This window comes from Flavobacterium denitrificans DSM 15936, from assembly GCF_000425445.1.
Taxonomy (GTDB): Bacteria; Bacteroidota; Bacteroidia; order Flavobacteriales; family Flavobacteriaceae; genus Flavobacterium; species Flavobacterium denitrificans.
Genome location: NZ_KE384379.1, coordinates 174997 through 187071 on the forward strand (window position 1 = coordinate 174997; position 12075 = coordinate 187071).

Here is a 12075-nt window from a genome sequence, read left to right on the forward strand (position 1 = left end):
CAAAAAAAAGAAAAATGAAAAATAAAAATCCTGAAACTGAACAAGAATCTTTGTACAAAGATTTGGATCAAATGAGCGTGAAAGAACTTCTTACAAACATTAATACAGAAGACAAAAAAGTACCAAATATTATTGAAGAACAAATCCCTAAAATCGAAAAATTAGTTAAGGCAATCGTCAAAAAAATGCAGTTGGGTGGCCGATTATTTTATATTGGAGCGGGAACTTCAGGAAGAATAGGAATTTTAGATGCATCTGAATGTCCACCAACTTTTGGAGTGCCTCATGATATGATTATCGGAATCATTGCTGGTGGCGATACGGCTATTAGAAAAGCAGTTGAAAATGCTGAAGATGATACAGAACAGGCATGGAAAGATTTAGAAAAATTTGAAATTTCAAGTTTAGACTTTATCATCGGAATTGCGGCTTCTGGAAATACACCATACGTTTTGGGTGCTTTGAAAAAAGCAAAAGAACACAATGTAAAAACAGGAAGTATTTCTTGTATCAGCAACGGACTAATTGCTCAAGAAGCTGATTACCCAATTGAATTAATTGTGGGCCCAGAATTTTTAACTGGAAGCACTAGAATGAAATCGGGAACGGCTCAAAAACTGACTCTAAATATGATCTCTACTTCGGTAATGATTAAGTTAGGAAAAGTGAAAGGCAATAAAATGGTTGACATGCAGCTTTCAAACGAAAAATTAGTAAAACGAGGCATCAAAATGATCATGGAGGAACTTGATATTGAATATGATTTAGCCGAAGAATTGTTGCAGACACATAAAAGCGTAAGAGCAGTTTTAATGGCTCAAAAATAAAATCAGCAGACCCAAAATGATTAAAATCTTTTATAGTTTTATAAAAGAATCAAACACCAAAAAACAAAATGACACCAAGCACCATCCTTCTCTTAATTATCATTTATTTCGGAACATTGTTCTATATCTCACACCGAGTAAGCAAGAAAGACAGCGGAAACGAAGCTTTTTTTACCGCCAATAAAAATTCAAAATGGTATTTAGTAGCTTTCGGAATGATTGGAACGGCACTTTCTGGAGTAACATTCATATCGGTTCCAGGAGAAGTTGGTGCTGCAACTGGAGAGCAATTCAAATACTTTCAGTTTGTTTTGGGAAATGCGCTTGGTTTTATTGTGATTACAAAACTATTGTTGCCGCTTTATTACCGAATGAATCTGACTTCGATTTATAGTTATATCGAGCATCGAATGGGCGTTTTTAGTTATAAAACTGCCGCTTCTATTTTCTTGATTAGCAGAACGATCAGCTCGGCTTTCAGACTTTATTTGGTGGTAATTGTTTTGCAACGTTTTGTTTTTGATTTTTATCATGTTCCGTTTGCTTTTACAGTTTTGATTTCTCTCTTACTTATATTTTCTTACACTTATAGAGGAGGTTTAAAAACGATTATCATTACAGATACTTTACAGACTTTCTTTTTAGTTACTTCTGTTTTCTTGACCATTTATTTCATTTGCGACCGAATGGATTTAAGTGCCATTTCCGCTTTTGAAGAAGTAAAAAACAGTAATTATTCAAAGATCTTTTTCTTTGATGATTTTATGGGAAGCAAATTTCATTTCATAAAGCAAATTTTGGGCGGAATGTTTGTAACTATTGCCATGACAGGTTTGGATCAGGATTTAATGCAAAAAAACCTCAGCTGCAAAAACATTGGCGAAGCACAAAAAAACATGTTCACTTTTACAGGAATATTTGTTGTAATCAATATTTTCTTTTTGAGTGTTGGAGCGCTTTTATATATCTATGCCAACAAAAACGGCATTTCAATTCCTACAGATTTAGTGACTGGAAAACCAAGAACCGATTTGCTTTTCCCTGAAATCGCTTTAAATCATTTGGCACTAATTCCTGCAATTGTATTCTTATTAGGAATTATTGCAGCAACTTTTGCAACGACAGATTCGGCTTTAACAGCATTGACAACTTCTTTCTGCGTTGATTTTTTAGGAATGAACAAAGAAGAAAACAGTCATAAGAAAAACACCGTAAAAATTAGACATTTGGTACACATCAGTTTTTCGGTTTTAATCTTTTTCATCATTCTTATATTCAACTCTATAAATGACAGTTCAGTAGTTGGAATGATCTTTAAAGTTGCTTCTTATACATATGGTCCTTTATTAGGATTATACGCTTTTGGCTTGTTCCAAAAAACAAGAAATGTAAACGACAAATTGATTCCGTTAATTTGTTTATTATCGCCTTTCTTCACCTTTTTAATTAATGAAAATTCGAAACTATTATTTGGAGGATACGTCTTCGATAATGAATTAATCGTACTAAACGGTTTACTTACTTATTTCGGAATTTATATTACCAGTACACGTTCAGCAGAAAGAATCTCATTTTAATTGCCAAAAAACATTTCATGAAAAATTATGTTATCAAAATAGGTTTGTTTGCAGTTATGCTTTTTTTTATCATCAATTGTGGTGTTTCTAAAAAAAGTAAAACAACAACTGTAGTAAACAAGCCTATTTCAACAGAAAACAAAGAAGTTTATATTCCAAAAACTAAAGCACAAAAAAAACCATTTCTAGAAGATTCAAATGCTGAAAATCGATGGACTGACAGTATTTACAGCAAAATGACTTTAGATGAAAAATTAGGTCAATTATTCTTTGTAAATGCTTATTCCAATAAAGATTCAGTTCATGTAAATAAAGTAAAAGAACTTGTTTCAAAATACAATGTCGGAGGTATTATTTTCTTTCAAGGCGGACCAGTTCGTCAGGCTAGATTAACTAATGAATATCAGGCAAAAGCCAAAGTCCCACTGTTCATTGGCCTTGACGCCGAATGGGGCTTGAGTATGCGTTTGGATTCGACTTACGCATATCCTTGGAACATGACTTTGGGCGCAATTCAGGATTTAGCACTAATTGAAAAAGTGGGAAGAAATATGGGAAGCGAATGCCGAAGAATGGGAATCCATTTTAACTTCGCTCCTGTATTAGACATTAATACAAATCCGCTTAATCCAATTATCGGAAATCGTTCTTTTGGCGAAAGCAAAACAAATGTAGCCAATAAAGCAGCCGCCTTAATGAGAGGAATTCAAAGTCAGGGTGTTTTATGTACAGGAAAACATTTTCCAGGTCATGGCGACACGGCGGTTGATTCTCATAAAACACTTCCAACAGTTACTTTGACTAAAGAGCGAATAAATGAAGTCGAATTATATCCATACAAACAACTTTTTGATGAAGGTTTAGCCTCTGTAATGGTTGCTCACCTCAATATTCCGAGTTTAGAATCTGGAGAAAATATTCCTTCTTCTGCCTCTTACAATGTGGTTACCGAATTACTCCAAAAACAATTAGGTTTTGAAGGATTGATTTTTACAGATGGTTTGGGCATGAAAGGCGCTAGTAATTTCAAACCTGTAGGCGATCTAGAATTAGCAGTTTTAAAAGCTGGAAATGACATTTTTCTTTGTCCAGACAATGTCCCTGCAGCTTTAGAAAAATTAAAAACTTTTTATGCTAATGGCGAAATTACCGAAGAACGTTTAGCCCATTCAGTTAAAAAAATTCTTCATTACAAATTCAAAGCGGGTTTAAATAAATACAAACCTGCTGATTTGACGAACTTACAAAAAGATCTCACCAGCCCAGATAAAGATGCGCTGCAGTATACTTTGTATGAAAATGCAATTACCGTTTTAAAAAACGAAAAAGAAATTCTTCCGATAAAAGATTTAAATGAAAAAATCGCTTACGTAAAATTGGGTGAAGATACTAATAGCACTTTTGTTTCAACGTTAAAAAAATACACTGATATTACAGAAGTTAAAGACACCAATCTTGACAGCCTGAATAAAGAGTTGAAAAAATTTGACAAAGTAATTATCAGTTTTCACAAAGTAAATAAAGCTTGGGAAAAACAAGAATTTTCACTGCAAGAAATGCTTTGGCTAAAAGAAATTGCAAAACACAACAAAGTGATTTTAGATGTTTTTGCAAAGCCATATTCATTATTATCCATTTCAGATTTTAATGATATTGAAGGATTGGTCGTTTCGTATCAAAACTCAGATATTAGCCAAGTCGTTTCGGCAGAATTGCTTTTTGGAGCTATCGATGCCAAGGGAAAATTGCCTGTTTCTATTAATGATTCTTTTCATGTAAACGACGGTTTAACTACAGAAAAACTGAATCGCTTAGCTTTTACAGCTCCAGAAAATGTAGATATGAATCCTGCCGTTTTATCTAAAATCGATGCTGTAGCACAAAAAGCAATTGATGGCAAAATGGCGCCGGGAATGCAGGTTTTGGTAGCAAGAAAAGGAAATGTGATTTTTCAGAAATCATACGGAGCACAAACTTACGAGAACGGAAAACAGGTAACGAATTCTGATTTGTATGATGTAGCTTCTATTTCAAAAATGATTTCGACACTGCCAAATGTGATGCAATTGTACGATAAAAACAAAGTAACGCTTGACAGCAAACTGAAAGACATGTTGCCTTTTTTTGCAAAAACAAACAAAGAAAATATCACTTTCAAAGATCTGCTGAATCATTACGCGGGACTTCAAGCTTGGATTCCGTTTTACAAGGCAACATTAGACAGCAACAATCAGCCTTCTGAAAAATATTACAGTAAAGTAGCAAGTCCTAATTTTACAACAAAAGTGGCTGAGAACCTTTACATTCGAAATGATTATCATGACACGATTATGAAAATCATAGCAAAAAGCCCTGTTTCTCCTAAAAAAGAATACAAATACAGCGATTTTACTTTTATCATTCTAAAAGAATATTTGGAGAAAAAGACGCATAAAAAATTGGAAGATTTGAGCAAAGAAAATTTCTACAGTACATTAGGTATGACCAATACGCTTTACAATCCGCTAGAGAAATTCGACAAAAGCAATATTGCGCCAACTGAAATCGATACTTATTTCAGACATCAAGTAATTCAAGGTTACGTGCATGACATGGCCGCTGCAATGGAAGGCGGTGTTGCTGGTCACGCTGGAATTTTCTCAAACAGTATGGATGTTGCCAAAATGATGCAGCTGTTTTTGCAAAAAGGAAATTACGGCGGCATCCAATATTTTTCTCCTCAAACTTTTGATGCTTTCAATACTTGTTATTACAAAAATCAAGATGTCTTGAGAGGTTTGGGATTTGACAAAAGAGTGCACAAAGGCGGACCGACATGCGATTGTGTTTCTGAGGCAAGTTTTGGACATACCGGTTTTACAGGAAACATGGCTTGGGCAGATCCAGAAACCGAAATTGTGTATGTTTTTCTCTCTAACAGAACATATCCAGAAGTAGTTAACGACGAAAATAAATTAGCAAAAGGAAAAATCAGAGAAGAAATCCAACAGATAATTCAAGATGCTATCATTAAATAATCCAAATTCTAAAATCTGAAAGCATAAAAATCTTTCCTCTTGCTTCTTTCTTCTTAAAAAATCTAACAACCAAAAAATAAAAACCAATGACAAAAGAACGTTTAACCTCACTCGATGTCTTTAGAGGATTTACCATCTTTTTAATGACAATTGTAAATAATCCGGGAAGCTGGGATGCTATCTATGCACCTTTAGAACACGCAGAATGGCACGGCTGTACTCCTACCGATTTAGTTTTTCCGTTTTTCGTTTTTATAATGGGAACTGCAATTCCGTTTGCAATGCCTGTAAAACATTTTGATGGAAGTGTTTTTAATAAAATCGTAGTTCGTTCGCTTCGAATTTTCTGTTTGGGATTGTTTTTGAGTGTTTTCAGCAGAATTCATTTATTTGGTTTAGAAGGAATTCCGTTATTAAGTGTGAGATTGATTATTGCTTTTGCCGTTGCTTATGCGCTTTTAGGAAATTTTTCGATGAAAGTAAAAACCGTTCTCGCAGTCGGAATTTTTATCATACTGCTTTCTCTTTCCTTTAGCGGATTGGAACATTTTGAAGATACTCGAATTCCGGGTGTTTTACAGCGAATCGCCATTGTGTATTTCTTTACTTCTATTTTGTACTTAAAGACCAATTTAAAAACACAGCTTTTAGTTTTAGCAACGCTTTTAATTGGATATTGGATTTTGATGGCTTTTGTTCCCGTTCCCGGATTTGGGCCAGCCAACTTCGACAAAGGAACCAATTTGGCAGCTTGGTTAGACGATACACTTTTAAACGGCCATTTATGGGCATCGTCTAAAACTTGGGATCCAGAAGGAATTTTAAGCACGTTGCCAGCCATTGGAACTGGAATTTTGGGAATGTACATTGGACAGTTTTTAAATTTGCCAATTGATAAAATCGAAATTGTGAAAAAGACCGCTATTGCCGGAACAGTTTTATTAATTGGAGGTTTATTTTGGAATATTTTCTTCCCAATCAATAAATCGCTGTGGACAAGTTCTTACGTTTTATACACCGCCGGAATTGCAACAATATGCTTGACACTTTTGTACTACATAATCGATATTCAAGGATATAAAAAATGGACTAAATTATTCTTGATTTGGGGTGTAAACCCAATGATTGTATTTTTCTTTTCCGGAATAATTCCGAGAGCTTTGAGTGCAATAAAAGTTGCCGATCCAAAAAATGCTGGAGAAGAAATTGGCCTTCAAGCTTATATTTATAATCATGGAATTGTTCCTTGTTTTGAAAATCCGATGAATGCGTCTTTGGCTTATGCTTTGTTGTACGCCCTTTTCTGGTCGCTTATATTATGGATTTTTTATAAACAGAAATTAATTTTTAAAGTTTAAAATTCTTTTTTTCGTTAGTTAGTGATAAAGCTTCAGATTTCTCTGAAGCTTTATTTATTAGCAAACACTGGATTCGATGTTACGTACAACACAAAATACTTCCTCTTTGAATAAATTATTTTTTCTATCTTCCCAAAAACAAAACCCATTAAGATGACTATTTCAACTTCAATAAAAAAAATAATTTTATGTGCTTCAATTGTGCTGACAAGTTATTTTTTATTCTCCTTTTTTCCAAAAAACACAGAACAAGTAACTTTCAAAAAAATCAAAAAAGTTTTAATCTTTTCTAAAACAAATGGTTTTAGGCACGAAAGTATTCCTACAGGCATCGCCACCATAAAAAAACTGGGACAGGAAAATCACTTTCTGGTAGACGCAACAGAAGATTCGCTTGCTATTAATTCGAAAAACTTAAAACAATATCAAGTTATACTATTTTTGAGTGCTTCTGGTAATGTTTTAGGTGAAGAACAAAAAGTGGCTTTGCAGCAATTTGTAAAAAAAGGAAATGGTTTTGTTGGTATTCACTCTGCCACAAATTGTGAACCCGATTGGGATTGGTATACCAAAATGATCGGCGGTATTTTTGAAGGTCATCCAGAGCCTCAAAATGCAAAACTTATTGTTGTAGATCATAAACACCCATCAACTAAACATCTTCCTGAAATTTGGGAAAGAAAAGACGAATGGTATAATTTCAAATATTTAAATCCCTCTGTAAAAGTGCTCATAAAAATTGACGAATCATCGTATAAAGGTGGCAAACATGGCAACAATCATCCTCTTGCATGGTATCATGATTATGATGGCGGAAGAGCATTTTACACTGCGTTAGGTCATAGTCCCGAGAGTTACAGCGATCCACTTTTTAGACAGCATTTGCTTGGTGGAATTACTTATGCAATGGGAAATAGAGATTAATAGCATCCTCCCTCTATTGTTTGGCAAAGTAACTTTTCATCACTATTTTATGAAAATAATATCCGAAAAAACTCCTATTTGGAGTTTTTTCACTTAAATAATACCTTGAAGAATGCAGTTTTTTATAAGTTCTGCAGTATTCTTAGATTCGGATTTAGTTAGTATGTTATTGCGATGCTTTTTCACTGTTAAAGGACTAATGAATAGTTTTTCAGCAATTTCAGTATTATTTAAACCGTTCCCAATTAGTTTGATGATATCAATTTCTCTTTTAGAAAACTCACTAAATTCCTTAATATTTTCATCCAGACTTAAGTTCATAAATGAAGGTTCACCATTTAAACCAATTAAAGAAATTTTATACGTATTAAAATTACTGAGATGATCAATGCGAGTATGTATGTTTAACGATTTGCCATATCCCCCATTCTCATCCATCGTAAGCATTAAAGCTTGGTGATTGAATAAAGCATATTCACCGTTTTTCATTCTGCATCTGTGGCTATAACTTATTTTATAACTTAAAAGTTTTTCACGGCCAATATTTTCATAAAAGAATTTGGTCAAAAATGCTTCAGCTTTAATTACAAAATCAATGTCTTCTGGATGTATCGCGCCTAATATCTGATTAAAATTTAAAGTATCAGGATCAAAGTCATGCATTTCAAATAAGGACGGACTAATATGTGAAAGCGACATATCAAAAAAATCAATTATATAGAATGAAAAAGGCCCAGTACTAATAATTGAGTTTGTAAGGTCATCAAAAGAAATTTGATAATTATTTGTGTTTTTGACTGTACGATTGTTTTGCCAAACATCATGAAGACTTTGTATTTCTGCAAGCATAAATTACCATTAAACATTTGTTAAAGCAAATAAACATAAAAATATCGCTGAAAGCAATTAAAATATCATCTAGAAGCCCCATAAACATAGTTTTTAACTAACATTTTATTTTGCTTGATGAAATTGTAAGTTTATTAATAAAAAAAAGACCGTTCATGTTGAACGATCTTTATATTTTACTACTCCTAAAAAATTAAGCTCTAAACAAAGCGTATTTATTGTAATTGAATAAAACTCTGTCATAAGGAACATAAAGCGAAACAATTTTTTCTGAAGATGCATCAAATTTGATTCCGTGATGCTTTCTAAACAAATAAATTTCTTTCAAGCAGTTAGAAAGACTTTGATGGATTTCAGTTGTAAACGTTGGCAGTTTTTTATCTCCTACTAAAAGATCAATTTGATAGTTTGAACTGCTTTTTGATAAGTTATTCCCAATAATTCTTAAGGTAAATGTTGTTGCTTTTCCGTATTCTTCGCCTTGATATTGCAGTGTCATAATTTTAACATTAAAAGGTTAATTATTTTTCTCTTTCCGGCTTCAGCCCAAAGGCCGAATCTAATTTTAAAGTTAAAGAAAAAAACTAAAAGATTATAAAAATATTTTACAAAGTTAAAACTTAAATCACGAAAAACAGAAATAAAAAAACCGCAACAAGTTGCGGTTTCAACAATTAACTAAATATATTTAATCAACTTTTTTCAGAGTAAAATTCATTCCATAAGCACGATTAATTTTCGGTAATATTTTTTTGCCTTTCAGCATTTATTTCCAATAAAAATGGATTTCCATTTTCATCAAACATTGTCATATTTAAAGCATCTAATAACGCTATTTTTCTTGAAACTCCCCCTCTAAATTTATTATAAGAAAGATTCATTTCAGAAAGATGTTGCAACTTTCCTAAGCCATCGGGAATTTCTCCCTCAAAACTGTTGTCAAATAAGCTCAAGTTTTCTAAAGCTCTAAAATTCACAATTTCTTTACTCAAATTTCCTGATAATTTATTGCCATTTAAAAGCAATATTTTCAAAGTTGAAATCTTATAAATAGAACTTGGCAGTGCGCCTTGAATTTCATTATTAAACAAAGCAAGAACTTCTAATTGTTTTAATCTTCCAAGATCAGCAGGCAATTCTCCAGAAATTTTATTTTTAAAAAGCTCAAGATTTTTCAGTTTTTGCAATTCACAGATTTCTGTCGGAATTGTACCTGAAAATTTGTTATCAGCAACATTCAAAACTTCAAGTTCCTTTAGATTATGAATGTTGTTTGATAAGTTTCCTTCCAAATTATTCTTCTGAAAATTCACCTGAACCAAATTTATCAAGTCAAAAAACGCTGCAGGCAATTCTCCTTGCAGATTGTTGTCGGATAAATCCAGCGCCACAACTTTACCATTTTCAGCACGAACGCCATGCCATGTCGCTACAGAAAGGGATAAATCCCATTTTATTTTCCATTGCGAACCATTGGTAGCATGATATAATTTTATCAAAGCTTCTTTTTCTTTGTCCGACACAGTATCTGCAAAAGAACTGAGCGAAAAAGCGAATATTAAAAAAAATGTAATTAGGCTTTTCATAACAGATTTGGGGGTTGTTACGGACCATAAAATTATATAATTCTATAGATATAATGCATCAAATGTCGATAAAGTGTTAATAAGTAAATATTTAACAGCTATTTTACTACTTAAAATAAAAATGCTACATTACTCGATTTTTTGATTAAATTTGACTAACTAATCTAAAAACCTCATATTATGGAATTTAACTTCGTTGCGCTATTTTTAGCTGCTGTTGTCACATTATTCACCGGATTTATCTGGTATCACCCAAAGGTCTTTGGAACCATCTGGATGAAAGAAAATAATTTTACTCAAGAACAGCTTAGAACTGGAAACATGCTTAAAATCTTCGGATTAACTTATGTTTTTTCCTTAATGATTACAATGATCTTAATGGCTTTGACCATTCATCAATCTGGAGCTGTTGGAATGGTGGGCGGACCTCCAATGTTAGCTAACGCAAAACCATCTTTTGCCGCATTTATGGCCGATTACGGAACAGCTTACAGAACATTTAAACATGGAGCGCTTCACGGTTTCATGGCTGGATTATTTTTTGCATTACCAATTGTTGGAATCAATGGTTTATTTGAAAGAAAATCTTGGAAATATATTTTTATTCACGCTGGCTACTGGATGCTTACGCTTATGCTAATGGGCGGCATTATCTGCGCATTTGCATAACTAAAATCATACAAGACCCGTTTGAAACCAAAACTCAAACGGGTTTTTCTTAATAATAACTTAAAGGATGCGAGTTATTATAAATAATATCTAATTTTGAAGAAATTAGCGCACACTTTTGAATACAACTTACTCTTTTCAAATCTACAATCGCACGTCGTTACTCCCCTCTGAATGGAATTTGCTTGCCGCAGAAAACATTTTTTTGACACGGGAATATCTCGAAGTACTGGAAAATTCTTGTCCAGTAAATATGATTTGCCATTTTATTGGAATTTTTGAAGAAGAAGAGCTAACCGGAATTGCCCTTACTCAGTTTTTATTTGCTGAAAAACTGGAATCTTTTGGCGAGCGCGATCAATGCTTGAAAACATCTGTGCGCAATTTTGCTTTCAAAAATTTTGCTTCACATGTATTATTTGTCGGCAATAATATGCTTACAGGACAAAATGCTTTTGCTTTTTCTAAAAACGTTGAAATTTCAAAAGCTGTAAAAACACTTCACAAAGCCATTAATCAGCTCAAAAAAGATTTAAGAGCTTCGGGCAAAAAAGTGCACATTACAAGCATAAAAGATTTCACTTCGGAAGAGATAAAACCTCTTCAAGCAGAATTCAAAAACAATTATACGTTTTCCACGCAGCCCAATATGATTTTCGAAATCAATGAAAATTGGAAAACAGAACAAAATTACATTGATGCTTTGTCAAAAAAATACAGAGATCAATACAAACGCGCTCGTAAGAAATCAGAAGGTATTGTAAAACAAAAAATGTCATTATCTGATATCAAGCAATACGAAGATGTTATTTATGACTTGTATTTTCACGTGGCGAAAAATGCGCCTTTCAACACCTTTTTTCTGGCTCGAAATCATTTTAGCTTTTTTAAAGAAATCATGAAAGAGAATTTTTTATTTTATGGTTATTTTTTAGATGAAAAACTAATCGGATTCAATACTTTGATAAAGAACGGAAATGTAATGGATACTTATTTCCTAGGCTATGATGAAAATTTACAACGCGAAAGAATGCTGTATTTGAATATGCTTTATGACATGATTGCCTATTCCATCAATCAAGGTTTCAAAGCAATTGTATTTGCGCGAACAGCACTTGAAATAAAAAGCTCAGTAGGTGCAAAACCTTTAAAAATGTACGGTTTGATCACGCACAGCAACGCTTTGATCAATCATAATATTGCCAAATTATTTCAGTATTTGGAGCCAAAAACAGAATGGCAAGAACGTAATCCGTTTAAATAAAAAA

At 33.0% G+C, this 12075-nt stretch carries 10 protein-coding genes; 7 read left to right on the top strand and 3 right to left on the bottom strand.

Features of this window, described 5'->3' with window-relative positions; all coding sequences use genetic code 11:
- The first annotated feature begins 14 nt into the window (after positions 1–14).
- The 5 genes from murQ (at position 15) to H600_RS0120395 (ending at position 7703) form a co-directional block, all read left to right on the top strand.
- On the top strand, positions 15–827 hold the full coding sequence (murQ, locus tag H600_RS0120375; protein ID WP_026730518.1) for an N-acetylmuramic acid 6-phosphate etherase: 813 nt from the start codon (positions 15–17) through the stop codon (positions 825–827).
- Positions 828–895: 68 nt separating this feature from the next.
- Positions 896–2404 carry a sodium:solute symporter gene (locus tag H600_RS0120380; RefSeq protein ID WP_026730519.1) on the top strand — a complete coding sequence of 503 codons (1509 nt, stop codon included), beginning with the start codon at positions 896–898 and terminating at the stop codon, positions 2402–2404.
- 17 nt (positions 2405–2421) lie between these two features.
- Positions 2422–5421: a serine hydrolase domain-containing protein gene (locus tag H600_RS0120385; RefSeq protein WP_026730520.1), complete on the top strand. Its 3000-nt coding sequence runs from the start codon at positions 2422–2424 to the stop codon at positions 5419–5421.
- Positions 5422–5507: 86 nt separating this feature from the next.
- A complete protein-coding gene (locus H600_RS0120390) occupies positions 5508–6779 on the top strand; it encodes an acyltransferase family protein (RefSeq protein WP_026730521.1) in 1272 nt (423 codons plus the stop codon).
- A gap of 153 nt (positions 6780–6932) precedes the next feature.
- Positions 6933–7703, top strand: a complete 771-nt coding sequence (locus tag H600_RS0120395) for a ThuA domain-containing protein (RefSeq protein WP_026730522.1) — start codon at positions 6933–6935, stop codon at positions 7701–7703.
- Between the two features lie 93 nt (positions 7704–7796).
- Here the strand turns inward: H600_RS0120395 and H600_RS0120405 are convergent, their stop codons facing one another.
- From H600_RS0120405 to H600_RS0120415, 3 genes are all read right to left on the bottom strand, one after another.
- The gene (locus H600_RS0120405; RefSeq protein WP_051234483.1) at positions 7797–8552 is read right to left on the bottom strand and encodes a LuxR C-terminal-related transcriptional regulator; all 756 of its coding nucleotides are present in this window, start codon (positions 8550–8552) and stop codon (positions 7797–7799) included.
- A 193-nt stretch (positions 8553–8745) separates the two neighbouring features.
- Complete coding sequence (locus H600_RS0120410) at positions 8746–9051, bottom strand: hypothetical protein (RefSeq protein WP_026730524.1); 306 nt, start codon at positions 9049–9051, stop codon at positions 8746–8748.
- Positions 9052–9283: 232 nt separating this feature from the next.
- The gene (locus H600_RS0120415; protein WP_026730525.1) at positions 9284–10138 is read right to left on the bottom strand and encodes a leucine-rich repeat domain-containing protein; all 855 of its coding nucleotides are present in this window, start codon (positions 10136–10138) and stop codon (positions 9284–9286) included.
- A 180-nt stretch (positions 10139–10318) separates the two neighbouring features.
- On the opposite strand from H600_RS0120415, the gene H600_RS0120420 reads away from it, so the two are divergent.
- Both H600_RS0120420 and H600_RS0120425 read left to right on the top strand, forming a co-directional pair.
- On the top strand, positions 10319–10807 hold the full coding sequence (locus H600_RS0120420) for a DUF1761 domain-containing protein (protein WP_026730526.1): 489 nt from the start codon (positions 10319–10321) through the stop codon (positions 10805–10807).
- 118 nt (positions 10808–10925) lie between these two features.
- Positions 10926–12071: a GNAT family protein gene (locus H600_RS0120425; RefSeq protein WP_026730527.1), complete on the top strand. Its 1146-nt coding sequence runs from the start codon at positions 10926–10928 to the stop codon at positions 12069–12071.
- The last annotated feature ends 4 nt before the right edge of the window (positions 12072–12075 follow it).

Excerpts from the sequence above, each read along its gene's own strand:
- H600_RS0120395 (WP_026730522.1), top strand. The coding sequence starts at position 6,933 with ATGACTATTTCAACTTCAATAAAAAAAATAATTTTATGTGCTTCAATT.
- H600_RS0120385 (WP_026730520.1), top strand. The coding sequence starts at position 2,422 with ATGAAAAATTATGTTATCAAAATAGGTTTGTTTGCAGTTATGCTTTTT.
- H600_RS0120380 (WP_026730519.1), top strand. The coding sequence starts at position 896 with ATGACACCAAGCACCATCCTTCTCTTAATTATCATTTATTTCGGAACA.
- H600_RS0120405 (WP_051234483.1), bottom strand. The coding sequence starts at position 8,552 with ATGCTTGCAGAAATACAAAGTCTTCATGATGTTTGGCAAAACAATCGT.
- H600_RS0120420 (WP_026730526.1), top strand. The coding sequence starts at position 10,319 with ATGGAATTTAACTTCGTTGCGCTATTTTTAGCTGCTGTTGTCACATTA.
- H600_RS0120390 (WP_026730521.1), top strand. The coding sequence starts at position 5,508 with ATGACAAAAGAACGTTTAACCTCACTCGATGTCTTTAGAGGATTTACC.
- murQ (WP_026730518.1), top strand. The coding sequence starts at position 15 with ATGAAAAATAAAAATCCTGAAACTGAACAAGAATCTTTGTACAAAGAT.
- H600_RS0120415 (WP_026730525.1), bottom strand. The coding sequence starts at position 10,138 with ATGAAAAGCCTAATTACATTTTTTTTAATATTCGCTTTTTCGCTCAGT.
- H600_RS0120410 (WP_026730524.1), bottom strand. The coding sequence starts at position 9,051 with ATGACACTGCAATATCAAGGCGAAGAATACGGAAAAGCAACAACATTT.